Source organism: Nocardia sp. NPDC051981 (genome assembly GCF_040680715.1).
Taxonomy (GTDB): Bacteria; Actinomycetota; Actinomycetes; order Mycobacteriales; family Mycobacteriaceae; genus Nocardia.
In genome coordinates this window covers 582,548-608,068 of the sequence record NZ_JBFAXK010000002.1, presented here as the reverse complement: position 1 = coordinate 608,068, position 25,521 = coordinate 582,548, and the positions used below count along the sequence as shown (strand labels likewise).

Below are 25,521 nucleotides of genomic sequence, written 5' to 3'. Positions count from 1 at the left end.
CCTTTCGATGCTCCTCCGACCCGCCCGGCGGTGGCCGTAATGAAGACCGACCCGACCCGATACCTCGCCCGCCTACGCGTCACGCCCGGCTACGAGAAGGCCGTGCCTGCACCACCGTCGGTCGGAGTGCTGATCGTCGGCTACCGGGCGTGCTTCGCCGCCGCTCCCGCAGCCGGCACACCGATCGCGTCCTTCGAGGCCACCACCCCCGTCCAGATCGATGCCGGGGCCGCGACTGCGATGGCCTTGATCTCCGTCGAGCGCGCCACGCAGCGGCTCCGTATCCGCACCGAGGGCGGCACCGAAATCAGCTGGGAGGAGAACTATTTCAGCGCTTTTGGCGACTCGGGAACCCAGTGGCATCTGCTGCCCGTCGACCCCTCATCTCACGGCGGGTTCGTCATCGCGCGCGGAGCGTGGGCAGCGGGCGGCTACCAGGCCGTGCTCACCCGCTCCACCCTCATCCAGGCCCCCTTCGCCCCCGCGGTGGTGTCGGTGCACAACGTCGACCCGCACACCGGCGAGCGACGGTGGTGATTTCGAGCGCCTCCGCCCTGGTGCGGTGGATCGAAGACGCGCTCCCCCAACTCGATTCCTCCATCTTCGGCCCGTGGCTCGCCGAACCTCCTGAGCCACAGGCCCTCACCGCGCTCGTGCACGTACGCGTCGAATCCCCCGCCCAGCCCACGCAATCGATCACCGTCGCCTTGTCCGCACATCCCACGACCGGCGACCACGCCGCCCGCTAGCACGCTCAGCCGGGCATCCATCGTCCGACATTCAGGAGCATTCCGTGAATTCCGCAGCGCCGTCATCGAATCCGTCGCGGCCACCGCTTCCCGCGCGTCTGCACGACGCGCCGACCGCGCAAGGCTTGGCCATCCCGTATCTGACGTTGTGTCACCGCGGTCGTGTGTCCCCGGTCTGGGGTGCGATCGACCCCGAACGCTACGCCCTGGTACTGGGTTTGCGCCTGTGTCAGGTCTGCGGCGAAGAACTCGGCCACGGGCACGGACCCGGGCACCAAGTCGTGGTATTCGTCCGCCCTCAGGACTGGGTACGCGGGGTCGGCCCAGAAGCCGGGCTTCATCCCGAGTGCGCCGCCTACTCCACCCGTGGTTGCCCGATGCTGGCCGGCCGCATGCCCATCTACCGATCCAATGCGATCGCAGCCCGCTTCACCCCCTGCGGTGACCCTGAATGCGGATGCCCCCAATGGGTTCAGCCTGGTGCCGACTCCGACGAAGCCATCCGGGCAGGCCAACCTGCTGACGCCTGGTACTCGCTGCTCATCGACGCACACGACTACCGAATTGGCCCCTTCCACGAAGACGAATCCGGCCCTGTCACCTACGGTGTCGAACTCCGCGCGCTCCGCATTCTGCGAGTCCGAAAAGTGCGGGGCACCAACGATTCCACGCCCACAGTCCTCGACCAGCTCGCCGCGGCTCTGGAGTTCACTCGGCTGTGGAACTGACCACAGTCGCATGTCAGAAGGGCTAACCGATATGCTCCTCGAACCTTCTATCACCTATCCACGATGCGGAATGTGTTCCTACGCACCGGGCGACATCCAGCACAAGTATTGCGGCAATTGCCATGCCTTCCACGACGGATGCCGTCGCACAAGGCTTCTCGTGCACGACGGATCCGTCGCAGCGTGCAGGGAGGTAATTCGGGTCGACGCAAGTCAGCTGGAGTCGGAACTGTTTACGGCGCAGGGAATTACGCCGATTCCGTATGAGATTTGCGGTGGCGGAGTCGTCATTGTTTCCCGTCGACCCGCAGACGCCACCACGTTCATCGAACTGATCTCACGCATCACGGGTCGGACGCAGCCTTGGTCGCCCACGGGGAAGTTCGCTCAGGCAAGCTGCACATTTTCGGCGCGGTCGTCGCCCGGGTCCACATCCGTGGGGTTCGGCTCCTGCCGACACCGAGCCGACGACTGCCTCCGGTCTCGGCGGAGACGACGAACCGCCGTTCTGATCCGGCGGATCGACTCCGTCCGCATGTCGCCGCCCGGGATTCCTCATGCCGGGTCAGCTGCGGCTTCTCTGAAGCTGGGATGGTCGAGGACGTCGGTATATCGTTCGGCACCTTTCACGCTCAGTCCGAACAGATCACACAGGCGGCGGACGTCCACGCCGGTGGCGAGGGCTTCGTGCAGGATGCGGTCCTCTCGCACAGCTCGCCCCGGTCTTCAGCGGCGGTGCCCCGCGACGCCGGCGAACGGGTTAGTCAGTGCCTGAGTGACGTTCGTCGCTTCAGCTCGGCGGGCAGGAAGCGATAGATGCCGCGCCGTGGTCGGCGACAAGCACGGAACGGGCGACGGCCGGTATCCTCGACATCGCGAGGGACTGGCCAGTTGCATCATGCCAGTCAGGAGATCGTCATGGCCGAAAGTCGTTGTCCCGACCGTCACAACGTCGCGGAGATCATCGAGGATGCGTTCGGCCGCCGGCCGCAAGAGCTGAGACGACAGGTTCCCACAGCGGTCACGCCGCTACCGGCCGGGGCCTGCGAATGAATTCCCGGGATGTGTGGCTCACGTCCAAAGAACTCGCCGAGCGACTGAAGGTTCCAGAGAAGACCCTTGCCACCTGGGCCTCGGCCCGACGCGGCCCACGTTACGCGAGATTCGGGCGCCACCGCCGCTACCTGCTCAGCGATGTCATCGACTGGGAACGCAAACAGTTCAACCGCGAATAGACCCCGACATCTAAGTCATGGTCAGCGGCCAAACCACGGTCGATAATCCCGCCCTGCGGCGAAAACGGTTCGAGAGCAGGTCATTCCGCCTGGCACGGCAAGCTCACACATGCCGTAGCCGCCAATCGGCACTCGACTGCTTCGACGCACGTTCGGTCGCCACCTCCGGTTCGGCTTATCGCATTCATCCCGAGGGCTGGCCATCCCACAACGATTTTGGAGTCCTATGCCACGTCCCGAGATCCCGCTCGGCGGACTCGGCAACGTCAGTTGCACGTTGCAGAAGTCCGGCCGCTACAAGGGTAAGCACCGAGCGAGGGGAACATTCCGTCACCCCATCACCGGCCGAGATTTCCCTCTGGACTTTGTCGCGGACACCGAGCTCAAAGCGAGGCGGAAGTTACAGGACGCCTACCTCGAACGACTCAAGACGGCCAACACCACCTTGACCGCCACCTCCACCACAGTCACTAGGAAATCGAAGTTCAGTGACCTGATCGACCTGTGGATCGAGGAGCGAGAACTCGACGTCCAAGACGGACTGCTGGACCGATCCACGCTCGACAACTACCTCGACGAGATCAACCAATCAGAACCACGCCTCCGCAAGGATGGCACGCCCGATCGACGTTACAGCGCTGACACGATCAAGATCCGGCCGATGCTCGGAGACCTGCGCAACCACGATGTCGACGCCGGACGCCTGGACAGACACATCAAATCTATTCGGGCCCAGGGATATACACGCAAGGCCACCCTCCAGTACCAGATCCTGCTCGAAATCGTCACTCTCGGCCGCAAGCTCGGCGCACTTCCCCTCGATCCCATGACCGGCGTCCGGAAGACCCGGCGCAGAAAACGGACCGCCGCGAGAGCCATGGACAAGCAGACCCGGGACGGACTTCGCGCCCAGCTGCGGAAGTGGGTTGCCGGCGAGGCGATCCCCGGCACACCCGCCTACACGTCCGGCCCGAAACGCGACGAGGATATTCTTCATATCGCCGACATCCTGCTGGCCACCGGTTGCCGACCGTATGAAGGGCTCGCCTTCCGCCGCTGCGATGTCATCCGCTCCACCACCGGCCCCTGGGCGATGACCGTCTGCGGCACCCTCAAACGCCAGAAGGGCACGGGCGGCCTGCACCGGCAGGAATGGACCAAAACCGACGCCGGCTACCGCACCACTCTGATCCCGCAGTGGGCTACCGAGACGCTGCAAGCCATGGGGGCCGACACGTGGAGCGACGACGACAGTCCGCTGTTCCCCTCACGCAACGGTGGCTGGCGTGACCCACACAATTTCGGCCGCACTTGGCGAGATGCCCGCGGCACCGAATACGCGTGGGTCACCGCCCGCACAATGCGCCGAACCAACCTCACCACGGTCGCCGAACGTTACGGCACCGAACAGGCGAGCCGTCAAGGCGGGCACGCGGTCGTCAGCACCGGAGCTGACATCACCGCCCGCTATCTCGACCGGCCGCGTGAAGCCCCCGATTCCACCCCCGCGCTCGACAAACTGAAATAGGCCAGGGAGCGCCTTCGGAACCCGGGCCCGGTCTTCCGATACCGCCCAGCCGCAGCACGCCCATCAACACGCGAGCCGCGAAGCGGTGATTCATGGGGGATCGAACAATGGGGGAAACAATGGGGGATCAGCGAAAAAACAGATCAGGCCCGGAATGAACCCGGGCCTGATCTGTATAAATGGGTGGAGCTAAGGGGACTCGAACCCCTGACCCCCACACTGCCAGTGTGGTGCGCTACCAGCTGCGCCATAGCCCCGGATGGTTGCCGCGCGGTTTCCCGGGCGACTGGGAGAAGGTACACCAAAGGACCCCCTCGAGCGCAAATCGGCTGGAAATATGGGTGGGCGGGGGGTGGGTGGGCGCGCGTACAGTGGGCGGTGATTCGTTGTCGTCCGGGGTGGTTCGCGGGGAAGGCGGCCGCTCCGCGGGGAAGGTCGGACGCCGGTGAGGCTGATCAATGGCCGGTACGAGCTGCGGGAGCTGGTCGGCAAGGGTGGGATGGCCGAGGTCTGGGATGCCTGGGATCGGCAGTTGCGCAGGCAGGTTGCGGTCAAGGTGCTCGATGCGGGCAGTGTCGCGGTGCGGGCGCAGGACGAGCGGGTGGCCTGGCAGCGGTTCAAGCGGGAGGCGCGGATCGCGGCGCAGATGAACTGCACCAATGTGGTGATGCTGCACGACTCGGGGGTGTTCGCCGAGAACGGCTGCCGCTCACCGTTTCTGGTGATGGAGTTCATTCACGGGGAGAATCTGCGGCAGTTCATGCGGGCCCAGGAGAACTGGTCGCCGCCGGCGCTGGCCCGGATTCTCACCGACGCGCTCAGCGGGCTGGTGTACGCGCACTCCAAGCAGGTGGTGCACCGCGATATCAAGCCCGAGAACATCATGATCTGCCGCGACGGCACGGCGAAGCTGGCCGATTTCGGCATCGCCATCGAGATGCGGGAGAACATGCTGCGGCTCACCCGCACCAACCAGGTGGTGGGCACGCAGAACTATTCCGCTCCCGAGTATCTCGAACATGGCAGGTTCACCCATCTCAGTGACGTGTACTCGTTCGCGGTGGTGTGCCACGAGGTGCTGGAGGCGGTGTTCGCGCCGGCGCCGCTGCCCGGCGGGCTGAAATCGGTGCTGGATCAGGCGCTTTCGCCGGATCCGTCGCTGCGTTTCCAATCGGCGGCCGAGTTCCAGCACTACTTCCGGGACGCGGTCCACTCCCAGACCCGCAGTCTGACCCGAACCGTCAAGGGCCCCAGGCCGGAACCGGTCACCGTGCCGGTGCGGGCGCAGACCAGCGTCCTGACCCCGGGCCCGCCGGTGCGGCCGCCGGAGGAGCGGCACGGCGTCGACCTGCCCGAGACCGGGTTGTGGGGCATCTTCGTCCGCCCGGCCCTGGAATACCGCCAGCGCGTGCTGGAGGGACTGACCCGCGACGATCCCCGCCACATCGGCGGCGTGCTGCTCGGCGCGGCCGGTGCCGGAATCGTGCTGGGCTGGCTGGTTTTCGTGCTGCTCGCCTGGGTGATCGTGTCGATCGCCCACCACCTGTGAGGAACTGCGATGAACAACCGACGGGCCGGCCTGGCCTGGCAGCAGTACGTGTACGCCGGATCCCGCTCCTGGCACTGGCTGCGGGTGGCGTCCGCGGTCGGTGGGGCCTTTTTCCTGGCCACGCTGCTGTGGCTGACCTACACCGTGCTCTGAGGAGTGCCCGTGCGAATCGTCTGCCTGAACTGCCTGGCGGAGTTCAAGTTCGATACCGCCCGCCGCTCCTGGATCTGGGTGCTGCGCCAGCCCAACGGCGGGTTCGCGACCCGCGTCGGGGACTATTCGCGGCGCCTGGACCGGCGCTGCCCGAACGGCTGTGAGATCGACGAGGAGATCCTCGACCATCCGACCACCGTGATCGGCTTCGTCGGCGAATCCGCCTCGTCCAAGACGCATCTCATCGTGTCGATGATCTATTCGGTCATGAACGACCCGATGCTGGCCCGCGAATGGTCCATCGTGCCGTCCCGCCGTTCGACGAAAATGCTGGCCGCGCTGGAGAACACGCTGATGAACCGGCAGGCCATCGGCTACACCCAGAAGCGCGGCTACGTCGGCGCGCAGCAGCGGCAGGAGAACGGCATCGGGCCGCTCGGCACACCGCAGCCGCCGGGTCTGCCGCAGCCACCGCGCCCGCCGCAGCCGCCGATGGCGCAGCAGCAGACCCGGGCCCACGCCTGGAGCGGCTGGCAGGTCCGCACCCCGATCCTGATCAAGTTCACCTCGCTGTCCACCAGGCGCACGGTGAATCTCGCCTTCGTGGATGTCGCGGGCGAGGATGTGGCCGACGCCGAGATCGCCGCCAAGGTGAGCCCGCACCTGGCCATCGCCGACTTCCTCTGGTTCGTGGTGCCGTCCACGCTGAACAAGCAGTACCTGGCCATCATGCGCGAGCACGCGGGACCAGCCAACGAGGAGAGCCTGAACAACAATGTCGAGCACTCCCAGACCGTGGGCCGCACCACGATGATGATCGACCAGATCGCCAAGCTGTGGCGCACGGCCAACAGCTATCCGCTGGATCTGCCCATCGAACCGCCGCGCCTGCACGCCTCGACCATCATCGCGAAATCGGATCTGCTGTCGCTGATCAACCTGCCCGAGGTCGGCCTGGTCGCGCCGCCGGCGGACTGGGCCGATACGCCGTACAGCCTCAATGGTGCGGGCAACCTGTATCAGCCCGGCCAGATCGACTATCGCTCCGACGCGACCAGAAGCCTGGTTCGCAAACTGTTTCCGGCCGTCGACGCCACGCTGTCCATCCACTTCCCGCACAACCGCTACTTCCCGGTCTCGGCGGTCGGGTGCGGGAAGCGGGCCGACAACACCTATCCGGTGTTCAAGCCGTTCGCGGCCGTGGACCCGGTCATCCACATGCTCGACCGCATCGACCGGCTACGGGCGGACCGATGACGGGTTTCGCGCAACTGTTGTGCGGCTGGGCCATGGTGACGCTGGAGTCCTCCGGGACCGGGGTCGGCGTGGTCGCCAGATCCGGAAACTGGCCCGCCGCACTGGGATCCACCACGCGGGAGCTGGGGTCGCTGGTCAGCTGGGATGGTTCGCCCGCGTCGCCGGAGGCGTTCGCGCTGGAGTTCACCGTGGTGCGGGGACTCGCGGTAGCGGTGCTGAAAACGCCCGCCAATGACCGGCCGGGCACCTGTGTGGCACACCTCGTCGCGGGTGGTCGCGGAACACTCGACGGCGCAACGACTTTGAGCCTCTATGACGCGGGACGATTCCGCACCTCGCTCGACGACGCCGAATTCCCCACCGACCACTGGCCGCCGCTGCCGAATTCCGTGGAGCACAGTCCCGCCGTCAGCGCCGCGGCCGACGCCTACCTCGACCTGGACTGGCTGCCCGCCCTGGTCGGCTACACCCTGGCGCATCTGGCCGGGCGCGGCCCCGCCATCGAACTGCACGTCGAGAGCGGCACGGACGCCGTGGCCATGCTGCGGGCACTCTACGGCCTACTACCCCGGAACAGCCTGCGGGACTTGACCTTCTGCACCTCCAGCACGCCGTCCTCGGCTCCCGTCGCGATCACCGCGGTGACCCGCGACAGCCCCGCCCCGCCCGGCGGCGCCCGCCGCATCGTCACACCGGGCGATCCCGGCGACGAATCGGACCCGTTCGTCCTGCTCGGGCAGCAGATCATCGGCCACCGGCGCGCCGGTGTCACACTTCCCGAATCCCTGTCCACCGCAGACGAAATCGGCCACTGGTGCTATCGACGGCACCTGCGCGCCCTGGGTCCCGCCGAGCTGGACGACGACCATCTGGCCGAGGTGATCACGGACCCGGAGCTGAACCCCGACTGGCTCCGCGACGAGACGGTGGCCGGGCGCGCCGTCCGTCTCGCCATCGGAAGACCCAGCGTCGCACAGGCATTGGCGCGACTCGACCACCGTCCCAGCGTCCGCCGCACCTTCGAGCAGGTTCTCACCGACCGTATCCTCACCGACGGCCGCGACCGCACCCGCACCGTCGAGGTGGCCCGGCAGCTCGGCATCGATCTCGGCGCGGCGCTGGCCACCTCCGCCTGGCACCGCCTGGAATCCGGGACCGCGCCGCTGACCTCGTCCGATGCCGAATCGGTGTGGCCGCGCCTCCGGCGGGACTGGGCCACCGGCGAAGTCGAGCAGCGCCGCGTCGTCGCCGCCCATCTACTGCGTCACCGCGCCCTGCGCGAGCAGGCGATCGGCTCCCGCGACCGGGCCCTGGTGTACGCGGCCCTCAGCGCCGAGGTCGACGATCCGGGCACCCACACCGGCGGCAGCCGAATCCTGCGCCAGGCCATGCACACCAACCTGGGCATCGTCGCCCAGCTGGTGGTGAACGTCTCGTGCAACGGCCGCGATCGCTATGCGCTGGAGCAGATCCTGGCCTGCGCGCCCGCCGACCTGCTGCCCACGCTGCTGGCCGAGGCCACCCGCTACCCCGCGATCGACGCCACGGCCCTGCTGAAGGCCCTCACCCTCACCCGCTCCGAACCGGCCGAACTGGTGGCCGCCCTCCGCCCCGCGTGGCGCACGCTGCGCACGACCCTGGACCTTCCGGAACCGATCGAAGCCCTGGTCGTCCTCGCCGTCCCGGCGCCCGCCGACGATCAGCAGCGAGACGGACTCCGCCTGCCCCGCAGAGCATTCGGATGGAACAGGCAGCGCGGCACCTGGTCCCGCGCCGAACTCTCGGCCCTGCTGTGCACCCCGGCCGACGAACCGCTGGAAGCCGAATCATCCACCGGCATCTTGTCCGCCGCCCTGACCGCGGACCTCGAATTCGTCGTCTCCACCCTGGTCTCCCGCTCCCGCACCCCCGATGCCGTCCCCGCCCTGCGCCGCATCCTCGCCCTCACCCCCACCGATCAGCTCCCCGCCCTGGTCACCGCCTGCGCCCGCCAATGGGACATGCCCCCATCCACGCTCCTGCAAGCGGTGGCGGCCCTCGACCTCCCACCGGCCGACTTGACCGAAACCCTCACCGGCGGCTGGCCCTGGCTCCGCACCCGCCTGGACCTCCCCCAGGCCATGACCGCCCTGCTGGTCCTGGATCCCGCGGACAGCCTGCCGCCTGCGGCGACACTCATACCGCAGGAACAGGATTCACGCCGTGCCTGGCAGTTCTGGCGTTGACACGGCCTGAATCAGCGGCAGCTCCGCGTCGCCGACCAGCACCCGGTACCGTCGCAGCACGTCCTGGAGATCCGCGTCCTCCGGCACCGACTCCCGCGCCGCCCGCACGATCATCGCCGCCTGCTCCAGCAGGATGCTGCGCCGCTCGGGATCGGTTGTGTGGTCCGCGATCTGGGCCAGCGCTTCGAGTTGCCGGATCATGACCGCGGGCACGCCGCGCGCGGACTGTCGAATCTTCTCGAAAGCCCGCTGCACCAGCCGCTCGTAACTCGCCTGCGCCGCGATGACGCGGACATAACCGTTCTTGCCGCGGTAGACCGGGCTCGGCTCCCACGCCACCGCGGCCCGCGACAGGCAGTCACCGAGCCAGTCGATACAGGTCAGGGCGGTGAAGGTGTCGTTCACCGCGGTGGACAGCGCGCGCACGGCGATTTCGACCAGCTGGTCTATGCCGAAGGAAATGTCCTGGGTCAGCGATCGGGTGGGACCGGCCACGTGCCCGCGCGAGAAGTTCTCCGCTATCCGCCCGGCCGCCGACGCGGGCCAGACGGTGGCCACCACCTGCCCCTCGGTGAGGAAATGCCCGGGCCGGTAGGGCAGGTGGATCACCGCGTCCGCCTCGGTCGCGAGCCGCACCAGCTGCTCGTATCGGATGTAGCGCAGGTATCCGCTGCCGGTCACCCGGACCTCACCGCCCTCGCCCGCCATCCGTTCCAGCAATTCGGCCGCCGTCGGCCCGCAATGCGGGGTGGAGGGCGCGTCGGTGCGCTGCGCCTCGATTCCGACCGCCACCTCACCCGCGATCTCGGCGATGACATTGGGCAGCTGGATCGCCATGGCGATGTGATTGATGAAGTAGATCAGCACGGCGAGATCGAGCACCAGCGATGCGATCGAGACGGTCGTGCTGATGTGCGGCACGAAATCCGATCCGATGGACACCAGCGCGGCGATGGCGTAGACGAAGGTCGCCACGAAGGTACCGAGGGTGACCTGGGTGCCCCGATCGCGAATGAAGGTGCGCAGCATGCGCGGACCGAACTGGGTGGAGGCCAGCGTCAGCGCCACGATGGTGATGGAGAAGACCACACCCACCACAGTCATGATGGCGGCGGCGATGGCCGTCAGGACCTGCCGCGCCGTGTCGGGCGGGCCGCCGATGACCCAGGACGGAAAGGCGAACCCGCCCCGATATGCCGCCCGGTCCAGCAGGTAGGTGATCACGAACAGCCCGATGGCCGCGAGCACTTCCACGGTTGGCACGAACCACAGATTGGTCCGCAATGCCTCGCGGCGGCGGTCGAATTCGAGAGGAATCCCGGCCACGGTCGAGCCTCCTGCGCTGTTCCGGCGTCATGTCCTGACGCCGACCAGACTTCCCGGCTCACCCATCCGAGATCCCCGGACGTCTGATCACCGTACCTCCTGCTCAACGCCACAGCGCGGGCAGGGTCAGCGAACGACATCCATCCGTTCCAGGTCGTGCTGCCGATCGCCCCGGAGGAATCTGCTCACCTCCGGGGCGAGTTGATCGGAGATCACGACCAGACCCAGATGGCCGTCGTGGTACACGTGCAACCGCGCGTCCGGGATCCGCCGGGCCATGATCTTCGCGTTCACGAGCGGAATGATCGGATCGTCGTCGCCCGCGAGGATCAGCGTCGGCTGGCGGATCAAACCGAGGAACGGGAGGCTGGTCCACCCGGCGCCGGCCAGCAGCTGCAGCAGGTAGCCGCGAGCGGAGGACGTCGACGAGTGGCCGGCCAGCAAGGTGGTCACCCGGTCCGGATCGGTGCGCAGCCGGCCACCATAGAGTTCCGCGGCGATCCTGGTGGCGTACTCGGCGTCGCGGTATCGGCGTGGAGTGATCATCCTGCGCAGCACCTTCGGGTGCGCGGGGACCATCATCCAGCCGGTGGCGGTGCTGACCAGGACCACGCGCCGGCAGCGCCGGGGGTTTTGCAGGGCGATCTGCTGAGCCAGGCCGCCACCCCAGGAGATGCCGAGCACATCGAAGGTGTCGTAGCCGAGCTGGGTGAGCAGCGTGGTGACCCGGCTGGCCAGCGTGGTCAGGTGATAGGGCCGCCGGGGCAACGGCGAGCGACCGATCCCCGGTGGGTCGAACCGGATCACCGGAATTGCCGGATCGAGCTCGTCGACGAACGGCTGCAGCAGCTCGAGGCTCGCACCGATCCCATTGCACAGCACCAGCGGGACGCCGACGCCGGGACGGACCACAACGCGCAGGCGGTCGCCGGATACCGTGTACTCCCGGGCATTTTCACTCGCCATTGGGTGTCCTCGTGGGTATCGGAGCACGATCCGAGCACCAGAGTACGCATCGCCCCATCCGGGATGAATATGTTCGACCACATCGTTAGCGGCATTTCATTTTTTCCGGGCACATAGGTTTGCCCGCGCGGCTCTCCGACGATTGACAGGTGCGGGTCATCGTCGACCTTCGCCCATCTCATCGAACGTGAAATCCTCTCTCCCAGAAGGACTGTCATGACCGATCTGGATGTCTCCGCACCCCCGGACCTGATCCTCACCGAGGCCACCACCGGGATCGCCCGCCGGTTCCTGCCGGGGCGCTCGGGACTGAACCTGCTCCTGGCGATGGCGCAACGGCCGCGTCGCGTCGCGAGCCGGGCGGCAACCCTGGGCGCGGAGCTGACCCGCATCGCCGCCGGCTCCTCCACCGTCGCCCCGCCCAGCGCCCACGGAGATCTGGTCTGGAACTACTGGGTCAACAACTATCTGCAGGGCCGCAAGCCACCGGCCTTCGACATCCTGTTCTGGAATGCCGACACCACCCGGATGCAGGCGAAACTGCACCGCGACTTCCTCGAGACCGCGCTGGGCAACAAGCTCGCCCGGCCCGCCGATCGAGGCCGCCCCGGGCAGTTACGTGCTGCACAGGCAGGAGGCGGACCGCTGCCAGGCCGCGCGGCGCAGCAGGCGCAGACCGTTGAGGCCGACGATCACGGTCGAGCCCTCGTGACCGGCGACGCCCAGCGGGAGCGGCAGGGTGCCGACCAGGTCCCAGATCACCAGGACCGCAATGAAAGTCGCGGCGATCGCCAGATTGGCCACCACGACGCGGCGAGCACGGCGGGACAGGGCGATGACGGCGGGGATGGCGGTGAGGTCGTCGCGCACGACCACGGCATCGGCGGTCTGCAGGGTCAGGTCGGAACCCGCTCCGCCCATGGCGATTCCGGTGTCGGCGGCGGCGAGGGCGGGTGCGTCGTTGATGCCGTCGCCGACCACCGCGACCCGGTCACCGGTCGACTGCAGCGCCCGCACCGCATCGACCTTCTGGTGCGGGAGCAATTCGGCGCGAGCGTCGGTGAGCCCGACCCGGGCCGCGAGCCGATGCGCGGCGCGGCTGTTGTCTCCCGTCAGCAGAATCGGGGCGGCCCCCGTCACGCGGGTCGTGAGATCGATCGCGGTGGCGGCCTCGGGGCGGAGCTGATCGGTGATCGCCAGCACTCCGATCGGACGCGCATCGCAGGTGACGACGACCGCGGTGAATCCCTTCTCCTGCAATCCGTCCACGGCCGTGCGGGCGGCCCGGTCCGCATCCGGCGCACCCTGCCCGGAGCCTGGCAGCAGCGCCGCCGGAGAACCGACCGCGATCCGGCGCTGCCCGATCCGGGCACTGACGCCGCGCCCGGGATCGGCGGCGAATCCTTCGACGGCCGGCAGCTGCTGCCCCGCGGCGCGGGCCGCGCGCACGATGGCCGCCGCGAGCGGATGCTCACTGTCGAGTTCGGCGGCCGCCGCCAGCCGCAGCACCTCCGGCTCGCTGAATTCCGGATCGACACTGCGGATTTCGTCGACGTGCGGGGCGCCGCGGGTCAGCGTCCCGGTCTTGTCGAAGGCCACCCGCGTGGTCACGCCCAGCCGCTCCATGACCACGGCCGACTTGACCAGCACGCCGTGCCGCCCGGCATTGGCGATGGCGGCCAGCAGGGGCGGCATGGTGGCCAGCACCACCGCGCACGGGGAGGCCACGATCATGAAGGTCATGGCGCGCAACAGGGCTCGCTGCAGCGGATCGCCGAGGGCGAGGGGAATCGCGAACACCGCCAGGGTCACCGCGACCATGGCGAGGGAGTACCGCTGCTCCACCTTCTCGATGAACAGCTGTGTGCGCGCCTTGGTGTGCCCGGCCTGTTCGACGAGGAGGGCGATGCGCGCCACCACCGAGTCCTCGGCGCGGCGATCCACCCGGATCCGCAGTGCCCCGGTGCCGTTCAGGGTGCCGGCGAACACCTCGTCGCCGGCGGTCTTGTCCACGGGCAGCGGTTCGCCGGTGATGGTGGCCTGATCCACTTCGCTGCCGCCGTCGATCACGGTGGCGTCGGCGGCGATTCGCTCGCCGGGGCGGACCAGGACCACGTCGCCGATGTTGAGGTCGGCGGCGCGCACGGTCTCCTCGCCGGTGACGGTGAGCCGGGTCGCGGTCTCGGGCGCGAGGTCGAGCAGGCCGCGCACCGAATCCTCGGTGCGCGCGGTGGCCAGCGCCTCCAGCGCCCCGGAGGTCGCGAAGATGACGATCAGCAGGGCCCCGTCGGTGACCTGCCCGATGGCCGCCGCGCCGAGGGCCGCCACCACCATGAGCAGGTCCACGTCGAGGGTCTTCTCGCGCAGCGCCTGGAGCCCGGCCCAGCCCGGCTCCCAGCCGCCCGCGGCGTAGCAGGCCAGGTACAGCCCCCACCACAGCCAGCTCGGCGCGCCGGCCAGCTGGGCGGCCAGCCCGAGCAGGAACAGGGCGAGGGCCACTGCGGCCCATCGCATCTCGGCCAGTTCGAACAGGCGGGTCCGGCGGACCGCCACTTCCGGCTGTATGGATGCCTGCACCGGCGTCGCCACGACCACGACTCACCTCCATTGCTACCCCTGACGGCCGCGACGATACCAGAACACATGAAGACGTCTTCATGTGTATAAGGTTCCTCGAGGTACCCTCCTGTGTTATGGGACATGGCGTCGAGGGCCGCGATCGGCCGACGGCACGGCTGGACGCCGAGGCCGCCACCCATGTCGCGACCACCCTGCAGGCGCTGGCCACCCCCAGCCGGCTACTGATCCTCAGCGAGCTCCGCCAGGGCCCGCTCGCGGTCACCGAACTGGCGTCGTCGATCGGCATGGAGCAGTCGGCGGTCTCGCATCAGCTGCGCCTGCTGCGCAATCTCGGGCTGGTCGTGGGCACCCGGACCGGCCGCAGCATCGTCTACAGCCTCTACGACAACCACGTCGCGCAACTGCTGGACGAGGCCATCTACCACAGCGAACACCTGCGCTTGGGGCTCGCGGACCGCCCCACCACCGCCTGATCCGGACGCGATCGGCGGGCCCGCCCGACGAGAAGCGTTGCGAGGCAGATCAGTTGGGTGCGAGAGCGCCGGGGTGGTAGCTGACCGCGGGGTTCCAGAGGAAGAATCCGTTGTAGCCCGCCGCGTAGGTAGCGTCGATCTGCGCCTTCACCTCCGCGTCGCCGTAGGCCACGCCGAGGCTGAAATCCTGGAGCCACGGGATGATCTGGGCATTGGCGCCCGCGGTGCGGGCGCGGAAGTCCTGCAGGGACCGGAAGATGATGTCGTAGGGCTGGGCATTCGGGTTGGCGACCTCGTATTCGCCGGAGTGCCAGTGGCTCGGGTAGAGCATCGGGGCCAGGAAGTCGGCGTAGCGGGCCATGGACGGAATGTCCTGGGCGATCTCGTCGGGGCGGGTGGCGGCGATGCCGAAGACGGCCGCGCTCAACGAGGCTCCGGCATCGTGCACGGGTTCGCGGCAGTCGCGCAGGAAGTTGGCGATGGAGTCCGACGGCGATTCGGCCAGGCCCGGGAACTGCATACTCGCGAGATTGCCGTCGGGGCGGCGGATGTAGTCGTACATGACGCCGTCGAAGCCGAGCCGGGCCGCCTCCACCGCGAGATCCCGGTTGTAGGAACGTATTTCAGGGCTGGCGAAGTTGGTGAAGGCGATCGCGCCGTAGCCGCTGGAGTACGGCTGGCCGGACGGGTTCTGGGTCACCCAGTCGGGATGGCCGTTGTGCCAGGCCCAGCCCGCCAGGGTGGGATCACGGAAGGCGACGATGCGGCCGACCACCTTGATGCCCATGTCGTGCAGTTGCTTCAGCGCGGCCGGCGCGTCGTAAATCGTGATGGCGGCGCCGGATTCGCGCGCCAGCGGCACCTGCGAGTCGTAGCCGACCATCCCGTCCTCGTCCTTGATATCGAGTTCGACGGTGTCGATGCGGCCCTCGCGTGCCATGTCGAGCACGGCATCGCGCATGGGGTCGTAGGCCCAGGCGTAGGCGGTGACATGGACGGCCCGGATGCGCGACAGTGCCACCTCCACTTTCAGCGGGGCGGTGACGCGGTCGCCCGCGGCGCCGGTGGCCACGACGGTGGTATCGAGCGGTGCGTGCGGCAGCTGGATCTCGAAGGATCCGTCCTCGGCGGGCTGGACGGACCGGTCGCCCACCGACACCTGCTTCGCGCCGATCGCGGTGCCGCGCACCGTCACCGGATCACGGTAGGAGGTCGCGGCGGCCGTCGGGGCCAGCTCCAGGCGGCCCGGGCGGGTGTCGGCGCCGGCGGCCGAGGGGCGACTGCGGCCGAAGACGAACACCAACGCGGCGAGCACCAGAACCACGACCGCGCCGGTCGCGAGCAGGGTGGACCGCCGGCGGCGGATCGACCGGAGTCGCATGAGCAACGTACACACCAACTTCCACTGACAGCTGTTGGCATCACTATCGCGCCTGCACGCAGGTGTCGGCCGTTTTTCGCCGAGATCACCTCAAAACCGTTGTCGCCGCGTAGCGTTGCGGCGATGAAGGCGTCGACGACGCTGCGGATGGTCGCGGCGGCGCTGCTGTGCGCGACCGCCACCGCCTGCGGAGCAACCACCGCCACCGTGCCGCGCCCCGCGGCCGTCACCGCACCCCCACCGACCTCGAGACCGCCGGATCCGGCTACGGTGGCCGCCAATGAGCTGGGCCGGATCCCGATCCTCATGTACCACCGCATCGAGGCCGAGCCCGGCAGCGAATATGACCAGACGCCAACGAAATTCACCGCCGAGCTGGACCGCCTCTACACCGACGGCTACCGCCCGATCACCATCGCCCAGTATCTGGCGGGTGCCATCGACCTACCCGCGGGCACCCACCCGGTGGTCCTCACCTTCGACGACTCCACCCGAACCCAGCTCACCCTCGGCGATTCCGGCGAACCCACCCCCGACTGCGCGGTCGGCCTGCTCGAGCAATTCCATTCCCGCCACCCGGATTTCGCCGCCACCGCCACCTTCTACGTCAACAACGAGCCGTTCGGCGACGACCCCCGCGCCCTGGCCTGGCTGGTCCGCCACGGCTACGACATCGGCGCCCACACCGCCACCCATCCCAACCTGGCGCGCCTGTCCCCCACCGACGTTCAGCGCGAACTGGTCCAGAACGTCCGCGCCATCGCGACCGCCGCGCCCGGCACCGTCATCCACTCCATGGCCCTCCCCCTGGGCGTCTACCCCGCCGCCCACGCCCTCGCCACCTCCGGCACCTGGGACGGCACCCCGTACGCCTTCGACGCCGTCCTCCTCGTCGGCGCCGACCCCGCCCCCTCCCCGTTCGCCGCTGCCCTCGACCCGACCGGTCTCCCCCGAATCCGTTCCGGCCGCACCGCAGTTCCCTTCGACTCCACCTACTGGCTCGACTGGTTCGCGGCGAACCCCACCGCCCGCTACACCTCCGACGGCGACCCCGCCCACCAGTCCTTCCCCCGCCCCCTCGCGGACCAGGTCTCCCCCCGATTCTCCGCCACCGCCCGCCCCTACTGATCCGGATGAAGCTCCCGGAACCCGATTCGGTGCGATGACCACCTGATTCGGTTCGACGACGCGGCAGCCGGTCATGTGCCACGGTGGACACGTGTTCGGCGAACGTGTGGCGAGAATGCGGTGGCGGCCCGGCTCCGGCCGGCTGGTGACCACCATGGCGGTCTGTTTCGGACTCACCGTGGTGATCACGCGGCTGTATCTGATGGCCGCGGGCTATCCCAAGATCGGCGGCAGCACCTACCACATCGCGCATGCGCTCTTCGGCGGATTACTGCTTGTCATCGCCTGTCTGGTGATGTTCCTGTTCGCCGGGCGCGGGTCCCTGACCACCGCCGCGGCGCTCTCCGGGGTCGGGCTGGGCCTGTTCATCGACGAGGTCGGGAAGTTCATCACCTCGGACAACGACTATTTCTTCCCGCTGGCCGCGCCCATCATCTACCTCGCCTTCCTGCTGATCGTGCTGGTCGCCCGCTATGCCGCGCGCAGCCGGGTGCGCCCGCCCGCCCTGGTGCTGGCCGAGGTCACCGAACAGGTCGGGATGGACGTGGGCGGCACGATCGACGCGGAACAGCGCAATTACCTGCTGAACAGCCTCGACCGCATCGACCGCAGCGGTTTCACCCCCGACACCGTGGCCCTGTGCGACGCCCTCGCCACCTACCTGCGCACCACCCACGAGACCGCCCAGCCCTCCCGCTTCGCCCGACTGCGACAGGCTTACCGGCGCGCCGAGGACGTGATCCTGCCGCAGCGAGTGCTGGCGGCCGTCCTCATCACCGTGTTGATCGGCCACGCCGTCTGGACCCTGCTGCGGCTGGTGCTGGCCGTCATCGTGCTGGCCGGCTGGCACTCCCCCTGGGCCGCGGTCGACCACTTCCTCGACGTCACCCAGAACCACGGCTGGAAAGCCCTGGTGGGCTTGGGCATCGCCGCGGTCGCCGAACTGCTGGTCGGCGTCGGCTGCGCGGTGGCGGCCGGCGCGTGGATGCGCGGCCGCGCCGATATCGGTGTCCGGCTGGGCATCTGGTCCAACATTCTGTCGCTGACCGTGGTGAATGTACTGGCCAGCTACTTCAGCCAGTTCCTCACCGTGTTCACCGCTATCGCCGAAGCACTACTGCTTTGGCTGCTCATCCGCTACCGCACGCGATACTGTTCGGTGTGAGCGCATTTCGGCACAGCCCTCCCCCGGCAAGGTCGAGAGGGCGAGTTCCGCGCAATGCCGAGTTGCTACTCTGCGTGGCCGCGCTGGCCCTGATCGCCTTCGCCTATCTGGCCATGACCTCGGCCACCGGCAATGGCTTCGACGGCCAGAGTGTCCGCGCGCTCGGCGTTTTCACGGTCTTCGTGCTGGTCACCCATCTGGCCGTGCGCCGCTGGGCGCCCGCCGCGGACCCGGTGCTGCTGCCGTGCGTGGTGCTGCTGAACGGCATCGGGCTGGTGCTCATCGACCGGCTGGACCGCGCCGAGGTGGTGAAGGCCAAGAACGCCGGCGAGCCGATACCGTCCTCGGACTCGGCGCATCAGCTGATCTGGACCGGCCTGGGCATGCTGCTGTTCGTGCTGGTGCTGGTCTTCGTGCCCGACCACACCAAACCGGCCCGCTACGGCTACACCTGCGGCCTGGCCGGGGTGGTCGCGCTGCTCATCCCCGCCCTGCTGCCCTCCCGCTTCAGCGAGGTCAACGGCGGAAAGAGCTGGATCCTGATCAGCGGGTTCTCGATTCAGCCCGGTGAGTTCGCCAAGGTGCTGCTGATCATCTTCGTGGCCGCCTTCCTGGTCGCCAACCGGGACCTGTTCACCACCGCCGGAAAACGCTTCCTGGGCATGACCTTCCCGCGCCTGCGAGATCTGGCACCACTGCTGCTGGTCACCTTCATCGCGGTGCTGGTGCTGGTGTACGAGAAGAACCTCGGCTTCTCGCTGCTGGTCTTCGGCACCGTGCTGGCCATGATGTACATCGCCACCGGGCGGGCCTCGTGGCTGCTCATCGGCCTGGCCATGTTCTCGGTCGGCGCGGTCATCGCCTACCAGCTGTACGGGCACGTGCGGGTCCGCGTCGAGGTGTGGCGGGACCCGTTCGCCACCTATTACACGACCGGATACCAGATCTCGCAGGGCCTGTTCGGCATGGGCACCGGCGGCCTGGCCGGGACCGGGCTGGGCAGCGGGCGGCCGCAGGACGTGCCGTTCGCCGGTACCGACTTCATCATCTCGACCATCGGCGAGGAGCTCGGCCTGATCGGCCTGGCCGCGGTGCTGGCGCTGTTCCTCATCCTGTGCATCCGCGGTTTCAGCGCCGCCCTCACCACCCGCGACGCCTTCGGCAAGCTGCTCGGCGGCGGGCTGGCGTTCTCGATCGGCTGGCAGCTGTTCGTGGTGGTCGGCGGTGTCACCAAACTGATTCCGCTGACGGGTCTCACCACCCCGTTCATGTCCTACGGCGGTTCGTCGCTGCTGGCCAACTACATCATCCTGGCGCTGCTGATCCGCATCTCCGCCGACGCTCGCTCGGCCCCGCCGCCGCCCACCCGGCCCACGCCGACGGTGCCGCCGATCGCGGATGCCGTGACCGAGCACGTCTCCCGCCGCCTGCTGCCCCGCCGGCGCTGACCCGAATCGCGGTGTCGCCCGGGGCAAATGGGAGGAAGCTGGTTCGGTGACCTCTTCAAGCTCAGCGAGCCGGACGGCGCTCGGCAATGTTCGCGTCTTCGACGGCCGCGCGCTCACCGAACCCACCACGATCGTCATCGACGGCGACCGTATCGGCACCGACGACACCGGCGCCGAACGCCTCGACGCCGGCGGCGCGATCCTGCTGCCCGGCTTCATCGACGCCCACGTCCACATCCACGATGCGCAGACTCCCGGGCTGCTCGCCGCCCACGGGGTCACCACCGCGCTCGATATGGCCAGCCTCGCCGAGGTGGTAGCCGAGCTCCGGAACACCGTCGGCACCAGCGATATTCGCAGTGCGGGCATGGCCATCGTCGGCCCTGAGGGCATGCACGGCAAGTTCCTCGGCGAACCCGCCATCATCCGCAGCGTCGACCAGGCCGAATCCGCTGTCTCCCAGCGTCATTCCACCGGCTCGGACTACATCAAGCTGGTGCTGGAGGCCCCCGGCGACGGCGGCCCCGACGCGGCCGCGGCCAAAGCCGTTGTGGCCGAAGCTCATGCCCGCGATCTGATGGTCATCGCTCATGCCACCAACCCGGCCGCGTACACCATGGCCCTCGATGCCGGCGTCGACATCCTCACCCATATCCCCGTGGGTGTCGCGCTGCCGCAGGCAGTGATCGCCCGCCTGGCCGCCGAGGGCAAGGTCGTCGTCCCGACCCTGACCATGATGGAGGGCATGTCCGCCGCCCACGGCGTCCCCGGAGCCTTCACCGACGCCCTGACCAATGTCGGTGCGCTGCGCGCCGCGGGCGTTCCGATCCTGGCGGGCACCGACGCCAACTCCTCTCCCGGCGTGCCCATGAACCCGGCCTTCGGCGTGAGCCTGCACCACGAGCTGGAGTTGCTCGTCAGCGCCGGGTTGTCCCCCGCCGAGGCCCTCGATGCGGCAACCGCCCTGCCCGCGAAGTACTTCGGTCTGACCGATCGCGGCGTCATCGCCCCGGGTCTGCGCGCCGACCTGGTTCTGCTCGACGCCGATCCGCTCGCCGACATCACGGCTACCACGCAGATCCGCGGCGTCTGGTCTGCGGGAATCCCGGTCCCCCGGTAACTTTCAAGATCGGGGAGCTCCGGCTGCGGCCAACCCGCGCAAACCCGCACCCGGAGCTCCCCGATCCGGCCCGCGCTAGGGCAGAGCGCGCGCCACGGCGCGAACGGCGCGCAGCCGGCCGTCGGCGAGCGCCCGGGTCAGGTTCTCGATCTTCAGCGGGAAGTTCGGGACGAAGGCCTGCAGCCCAACGGGATTCGGCGGGGCGGCCAGCACGGCCCGCATGATCGTGCCCGCCTGGTCGGTGAGGTCGTCCCAGTGGTCGAGGGCGAAACCGGAGCGCTCCAGGGTGACGCGCAGGTCGTCCGGGGTCACCAGGTGGCTCTGCTCGGAGCGGTCGGCCCACGGGACGGGGAAGTCGGGGCGGGCGCCGGAAGCGGTGGTGATGTCCCAGATGGCCAGCAGGCCATCGGGATTCAGCAGCCGCCGCGCTTCCCGATACAGCGCGTCCTTGTCGGCGATGTTCATCTGCACGTGCTGGCTGAACACCACATCGAAGTCGCCGTCGGCGAAGGGCAGCGCGGTGACGTCGCCCTGCCGCACGGAGATCCGGTCGTCCAGTCCGACCAGGCGATTGAGCCAGCGCGACGTCTCGCAGTAGTCCTCGGTCAGATCCACCGCGGTGACCCGGCATCCGTAGGTTTCCGCGACATACCGTGCGGTGCCGCCGATTCCGCTACCGGCATCGAGTACCCGGGACGCCGGGGTGAGACCGGCCAGCTCCGCCAGCGCACCCGTGGCGATCCGGCCCATGGTGTGGAAGTCCTCGACCAGCGCCAGGTCGGCGAGCCGTAGCCGATCGAGGTCGTGCCCGGCCGCGAGCAGGGCCTTCTCGATATCCGTCCGGGAGTTGCCGGAGGCGTACGGGGTATCGATGTAAATGTCGTTCATATCAGCACTTTCATTCGAAGGCCGGGTGGCGGACCACTATGTTTCCATTGGTCACATCTACGAGTATGTGAGCTGATGTGACCGTCGTCAACATCCCGGCCGAATGTGCAATCCTGACGTTATGAGTCCAGCTGCCCCCGACCGCCGCACCACCTATCACCACGGCGCCCTGCGCGCGGCCCTCGTCGACGCCGGGCTCGCACTGGCCGACGACGGCGGACCCGACCGAGTGGTCCTGCGCGAGGTCGCCCGCACCGCCGGGGTGTCGCATTCGGCCGCCTACCGGCACTTCACCGATCGTGAGGCCCTGCTCGCCGAGGTGTCCCGCCGCGCCCGCGCCGCACTCGCGGCCGAGATGCGCCGGCGCATCGCCCGCACCGACGACCCGCGCGGCCGCCTGCACGCGGTCGGCACGGCCTACATCGATTTCGCGCTCACCCACACCGGCCTGTTCCGCACCGCCTTCGGCGCACACTCGCCCGCCGCATCCGCACCCGCGGACGAACCGGCCGACGACCCGCACCGCATCCTCGGCCAGGTCCTCGACGAGACGCAGGCCGCCGGACTCCTCGACCCGGAGCTGCGGCCCGGTGCGGACATCGCCGCCTGGTCGGCGGTCCACGGCCTGGCCGCCCTGCTGCTGGACGGGTCACTGCCCACCACCCGCGCCGACATCGATTTCGCGGTCGATCAGGTGCTCGGCCTGGTCAACCGCGGCCTGTTGGACGACCCGGCGCGCGGGTGACCCATGATGGGGACGTGAATCGGATCCGGGAATGGTTGCGGCCCTCGCACTGGGGGTTGCGGATTCGGTCGGCCATCGCGGCCGCGCTGACCGTGGGTGCGGTGCTGCTGCTGGCGGCCGGAGCCATGCTCGGACTGCTGAATCGGTCGCTGCTGCGGGAGATCGATACGGCGGCCGGCACGCGGGCCGAGACCATCGCCAGTGAGCTGACCCGGAATTCGGTGGCCGAGCTGCCGAATTCGCTGTTCGAGGCGACCGGGCAGATCGGAGTGGTGCAGGTCATCGACCCACAGGGGCGGATCGCGCGGGAGTCGAACGCGAAGCTGTCGGTTCCGCTGCTGGACCCGGGGACCGTGGGCGCGCGAGAGACCGCGCGCCGGCCGGTCTCCGTGTACGACGAGGACCTGCGGGTGTCGGCCCGCACCCTGTCCGCACCGGACGGCCGGTACCTGGTCCTGGTCGCGGGCGACAGCGAATCGGCCGAGCACGCGGTGAAGCGGGTCGCGGTCCTGGTCGCGGTGGGCGGGCCCCTGGTGGTCGCGGCGGCCGCGCTGGCCACCTACCTGCTGGTGGGGCGGTCACTGCGATCGGTCGAGGAGATCCGCAGCCGGGTGGCGGGCATCGGCGCGGCCGGACTGTCGGAGCGGGTGCCGGTGCCGGTGGCGCGCGACGAGATCGCCCGGCTGGCCGAGACCATGAACGACATGCTCGCCCGCGTCGAGGCCGGGCACGCGGCCCAGCGGCGCTTCGTCGGCGACGCCTCACACGAACTGCGCAGCCCGCTCGCCGCGGTCACCGCCGCCCTCGAGCTCGCCCGGGACCGGCCCGAGGTGCTGGACGCCGAATTGATCGGCGGCACACTGCTGCCCGAGACCGAGCGCATGCGGCACCTCATCGAGGATCTGCTGACCCTGGCCGCCGCCGACGAGAGCGGGCTCGACATGCGCACCGGGGATGTGGATCTCGACGATCTGGCCGGCGAGCAGGCCGCGGCCCTGCGGGCACGGGGCGGCCGCACGGTGCGGACGGCGATCGAGCCGGTACGGATCCGGGGCGATCAACCGAAACTGGCTCGGGCACTGCGCAATATCGTCGACAATGCCGCCGCGCACGCCCGCACCACGGTGGCGGTGACCGTCCGGCGCGACGGTGGCACCGCCCGGGTACTGGTGGACGACGACGGCCCCGGCATCCCCGCCGCCGACCGCGAGCGCGTCTTCGGCCGCTTCGTGCGACTGGAGGCCGACCGCGCACGCGCCACCGGTGGCTCCGGGCTCGGCCTGGCCATCGTCGCGGAAATCGTGGCCGCGCACGGCGGTTCGGTCAGTATCGGCGAATCACCTTGGGGCGGAGCCCGATTCGTCATCGACCTGCCCGTCACCGGACCAGCCGGGATCGACCATCCGGTAGCCGACGCCCCGTAGCGTCTCGATGCTGGTGCTGCCGAACGGCGCATCGATCTTCTTGCGCAGATAGCCGATGTACACCTCGACCACGTTCTCCGGACCGTCGTAGTGGGCGTCCCACACATTGCGCAGAATCTCGATCTTGGTCAGCGCCAATCCCTTGTGCCGCAACAGGAATTCCAGCAGCCCGAATTCGCGCGGGGTCAGCGTCAGCGCGGTCTCGCCGCGCCGCACCGTGCGCCGCGCCGGGTCCAGCACGAGATCGCCCGCCGTCAGCAGCACCGGCTGCTGCGGAGCGCGCCGGCGCAGCAGCGCGCGCAGCCGGGCGATGAGCACCACGAAGGAGAAGGGCTTGGTCAGGTAGTCGTCCGCGCCGAGATCCAGCGCGTCGGCCTGCTCGTAGTCGCCGTCCTTGGCGGTCAGCATGAGCACCGGGGTGGTCACGTCCCGGGCGCGCAGCCGGCGCAGCACCTCGTAGCCGCTCAGCCCCGGCAGCATGATGTCCAGCACGATCACATCGAAGCTGTCCTCGACCGCCGCCCACAGCCCGTCGGTCCCGGTGTGGGCGAGCTGTACCACGAACCCCTCCAGCTCGAGCCCGCGCTGCACCGTTCGCGCCAGCCGCTCCTCGTCCTCGACCACCAGCACCCGCACGGGCACCAGCATGCCCGACGATCCGGCCGCGGGGCGGCCCGGCCCCGCCCGGCCGGGCTCTCAACGTTCTCTCAGCGATGCCATGGCAACCTCGGTGGCATGCTGTCCTCACCCCCTGCGCAGAAGGAAGCGTCCACCACGAAACGGCCCGCCGGATTCCCCGGACACAGGCTCACCGGCATGTTGGTCACGCTGGCGCTGGCTGCCGTGATTCTCGTCCTGACCTGCGTGGTGGTCTGGTACAACGGCCCGGCCGGACCGGATTCCCCCTGGTTGCAGTGGTTCATCGACCAGCGCACCGCCACCTGGACCGGCCTCGCGAAGGCGGTCAGCGCGGCCGGGGACACCACCTCGGTGGCGATCTACGCGATCCTGGCGTGCGTGCTGCTGGCGTGGCGGAAGTACTGGGACCAGGCGGTGCTCGTCGCCGTCGCGGCGGCAGGCGCGGGGGCGCTGGTCTTCTTCGGCAAACTTCTCATCGCCCGCGATCGGCCCCCGGTGATCGACCACCTGGTCACCGAGACCAATCACTCGTATCCGTCCGGGCATGCCCTCGGTTCGACCGTCGCGGCCGGCATCCTGGTCGCGGTCCTCCTGCCGGTCCTGGCCCGCCGGATCACCCGCATCCTGGTGATCACCGTCGCCGCCCTGTTCGCCGTGGCGGTCGGCCTGTCCCGCCTCTACCTGGGCGTGCACTGGCCCACCGACGTCCTGGCCGGCTGGCTCATCGGCGCGTGCTGGCTCTCGATGTGCCTGACCCTGCGTCCGTACACCCGCCTGGTGACCGACCGCCTGCCCGGCTCGTTGCGCTGAACCG

23 protein-coding genes and 1 tRNA gene are annotated in these 25,521 nt (G+C 68.9%); 17 read left to right on the top strand and 7 right to left on the bottom strand.

All coding sequences use genetic code 11. From position 1 onward, the window contains the following. Window positions 1-39: 39 nt before the first annotated feature. From AB0L60_RS06755 to AB0L60_RS06735, 5 genes are all read left to right on the top strand, one after another. Window positions 40-537, top strand: a complete 498-nt coding sequence (locus tag AB0L60_RS06755; protein WP_364608294.1) for a hypothetical protein — start codon at window positions 40-42, stop codon at window positions 535-537. Continuing rightward, window positions 531-749: a hypothetical protein gene (locus AB0L60_RS06750; RefSeq protein ID WP_364608292.1), complete on the top strand. Its 219-nt coding sequence runs from the start codon at window positions 531-533 to the stop codon at window positions 747-749. Before AB0L60_RS06755 ends, AB0L60_RS06750 begins: the two co-directional genes overlap by 7 nt. A gap of 44 nt (window positions 750-793) precedes the next feature. Then, a complete protein-coding gene (locus tag AB0L60_RS06745; protein WP_364608290.1) occupies window positions 794-1,477 on the top strand; it encodes a hypothetical protein in 684 nt (227 codons plus the stop codon). 1,049 nt (window positions 1,478-2,526) lie between these two features. Continuing rightward, entirely contained in the window at window positions 2,527-2,712 is a 186-nt protein-coding gene (locus AB0L60_RS06740; protein WP_364608287.1) for a helix-turn-helix domain-containing protein, read from the top strand. 226 nt (window positions 2,713-2,938) lie between these two features. After that, window positions 2,939-4,240 carry a hypothetical protein gene (locus AB0L60_RS06735; protein ID WP_364608285.1) on the top strand — a complete coding sequence of 434 codons (1,302 nt, stop codon included), beginning with the start codon at window positions 2,939-2,941 and terminating at the stop codon, window positions 4,238-4,240. A 184-nt stretch (window positions 4,241-4,424) separates the two neighbouring features. Here the strand turns inward: AB0L60_RS06735 and AB0L60_RS06730 are convergent. Beyond that, window positions 4,425-4,497, bottom strand: a tRNA-Ala gene (locus AB0L60_RS06730). Between the two features lie 188 nt (window positions 4,498-4,685). Here AB0L60_RS06730 and AB0L60_RS06725 point away from each other — a divergent pair. From AB0L60_RS06725 to AB0L60_RS06710, 4 genes are read left to right on the top strand one after another with little or no spacing between them, the layout of a single operon-like run. Then, window positions 4,686-5,789: a serine/threonine-protein kinase gene (locus AB0L60_RS06725; RefSeq protein WP_364608283.1), complete on the top strand. Its 1,104-nt coding sequence runs from the start codon at window positions 4,686-4,688 to the stop codon at window positions 5,787-5,789. A gap of 9 nt (window positions 5,790-5,798) precedes the next feature. Beyond that, the gene (locus AB0L60_RS06720) at window positions 5,799-5,942 is read left to right on the top strand and encodes a hypothetical protein (RefSeq protein WP_356999350.1); all 144 of its coding nucleotides are present in this window, start codon (window positions 5,799-5,801) and stop codon (window positions 5,940-5,942) included. A gap of 9 nt (window positions 5,943-5,951) precedes the next feature. Then, complete coding sequence (locus AB0L60_RS06715; RefSeq protein WP_364608280.1) at window positions 5,952-7,199, top strand: hypothetical protein; 1,248 nt, start codon at window positions 5,952-5,954, stop codon at window positions 7,197-7,199. Next, window positions 7,196-9,424 (top strand): hypothetical protein, encoded by a 2,229-nt coding sequence (locus tag AB0L60_RS06710; protein WP_364608278.1) that lies wholly within the window; start codon window positions 7,196-7,198, stop codon window positions 9,422-9,424. Before AB0L60_RS06715 ends, AB0L60_RS06710 begins: the two co-directional genes overlap by 4 nt. On the opposite strand, the gene AB0L60_RS06705 is transcribed toward AB0L60_RS06710, so the two are convergent. From AB0L60_RS06705 to AB0L60_RS06695, 3 genes are all read right to left on the bottom strand, one after another. Beyond that, a complete protein-coding gene (locus AB0L60_RS06705; RefSeq protein ID WP_364608276.1) occupies window positions 9,395-10,750 on the bottom strand; it encodes a DUF2254 domain-containing protein in 1,356 nt (451 codons plus the stop codon). The genes AB0L60_RS06710 and AB0L60_RS06705 overlap by 30 nt on opposite strands. 126 nt (window positions 10,751-10,876) lie before the next feature. Then, window positions 10,877-11,716, bottom strand: coding sequence for a poly(3-hydroxyalkanoate) depolymerase (gene phaZ, locus AB0L60_RS06700; protein WP_364608273.1), 840 nt, complete (start codon window positions 11,714-11,716; stop codon window positions 10,877-10,879). A 615-nt stretch (window positions 11,717-12,331) separates the two neighbouring features. Beyond that, window positions 12,332-14,305 carry a heavy metal translocating P-type ATPase gene (locus AB0L60_RS06695; protein ID WP_364608585.1) on the bottom strand — a complete coding sequence of 658 codons (1,974 nt, stop codon included), beginning with the start codon at window positions 14,303-14,305 and terminating at the stop codon, window positions 12,332-12,334. Between the two features lie 104 nt (window positions 14,306-14,409). Here AB0L60_RS06695 and AB0L60_RS06690 point away from each other — a divergent pair, with 104 nt between their 5' ends. Next, window positions 14,410-14,769: a metalloregulator ArsR/SmtB family transcription factor gene (locus AB0L60_RS06690; protein WP_354835904.1), complete on the top strand. Its 360-nt coding sequence runs from the start codon at window positions 14,410-14,412 to the stop codon at window positions 14,767-14,769. 49 nt (window positions 14,770-14,818) lie between these two features. Here AB0L60_RS06690 and AB0L60_RS06685 read toward each other — a convergent pair whose 3' ends face one another. Continuing rightward, complete coding sequence (locus tag AB0L60_RS06685; RefSeq protein WP_364608269.1) at window positions 14,819-16,150, bottom strand: putative glycoside hydrolase; 1,332 nt, start codon at window positions 16,148-16,150, stop codon at window positions 14,819-14,821. 123 nt (window positions 16,151-16,273) lie between these two features. Between AB0L60_RS06685 and AB0L60_RS06680 the strand changes: the two genes are divergently transcribed. From AB0L60_RS06680 to AB0L60_RS06665, 4 genes are all read left to right on the top strand, one after another. Then, complete coding sequence (locus tag AB0L60_RS06680) at window positions 16,274-17,278, top strand: polysaccharide deacetylase family protein (RefSeq protein WP_364608267.1); 1,005 nt, start codon at window positions 16,274-16,276, stop codon at window positions 17,276-17,278. 91 nt (window positions 17,279-17,369) lie between these two features. Then, window positions 17,370-18,443 (top strand): hypothetical protein, encoded by a 1,074-nt coding sequence (locus tag AB0L60_RS06675; RefSeq protein WP_364608265.1) that lies wholly within the window; start codon window positions 17,370-17,372, stop codon window positions 18,441-18,443. Beyond that, complete coding sequence (locus AB0L60_RS06670; RefSeq protein WP_364608262.1) at window positions 18,440-19,891, top strand: FtsW/RodA/SpoVE family cell cycle protein; 1,452 nt, start codon at window positions 18,440-18,442, stop codon at window positions 19,889-19,891. The genes AB0L60_RS06675 and AB0L60_RS06670 overlap by 4 nt, the downstream gene beginning before the upstream one ends. Window positions 19,892-19,937: 46 nt before the next feature. Next, the gene (locus AB0L60_RS06665; RefSeq protein WP_364608260.1) at window positions 19,938-21,011 is read left to right on the top strand and encodes an amidohydrolase family protein; all 1,074 of its coding nucleotides are present in this window, start codon (window positions 19,938-19,940) and stop codon (window positions 21,009-21,011) included. 75 nt (window positions 21,012-21,086) lie between these two features. Here AB0L60_RS06665 and AB0L60_RS06660 read toward each other — a convergent pair whose 3' ends face one another. Continuing rightward, window positions 21,087-21,899, bottom strand: a complete 813-nt coding sequence (locus AB0L60_RS06660) for a class I SAM-dependent methyltransferase (protein ID WP_364608258.1) — start codon at window positions 21,897-21,899, stop codon at window positions 21,087-21,089. 121 nt (window positions 21,900-22,020) lie between these two features. Between AB0L60_RS06660 and AB0L60_RS06655 the strand changes: the two genes are divergently transcribed. After that, the gene (locus tag AB0L60_RS06655; protein WP_364608255.1) at window positions 22,021-22,644 is read left to right on the top strand and encodes a TetR/AcrR family transcriptional regulator; all 624 of its coding nucleotides are present in this window, start codon (window positions 22,021-22,023) and stop codon (window positions 22,642-22,644) included. 14 nt (window positions 22,645-22,658) lie between these two features. Continuing rightward, complete coding sequence (locus tag AB0L60_RS06650) at window positions 22,659-24,068, top strand: ATP-binding protein (RefSeq protein WP_364608252.1); 1,410 nt, start codon at window positions 22,659-22,661, stop codon at window positions 24,066-24,068. Here the strand turns inward: AB0L60_RS06650 and AB0L60_RS06645 are convergent. Further along, window positions 23,982-24,704 carry a response regulator transcription factor gene (locus AB0L60_RS06645; RefSeq protein WP_364608582.1) on the bottom strand — a complete coding sequence of 241 codons (723 nt, stop codon included), beginning with the start codon at window positions 24,702-24,704 and terminating at the stop codon, window positions 23,982-23,984. The genes AB0L60_RS06650 and AB0L60_RS06645 overlap by 87 nt on opposite strands. A 99-nt stretch (window positions 24,705-24,803) precedes the next feature. Here AB0L60_RS06645 and AB0L60_RS06640 point away from each other — a divergent pair, with 99 nt between their 5' ends. Then, complete coding sequence (locus tag AB0L60_RS06640; protein WP_364608250.1) at window positions 24,804-25,517, top strand: phosphatase PAP2 family protein; 714 nt, start codon at window positions 24,804-24,806, stop codon at window positions 25,515-25,517. Window positions 25,518-25,521: the final 4 nt, after the last annotated feature.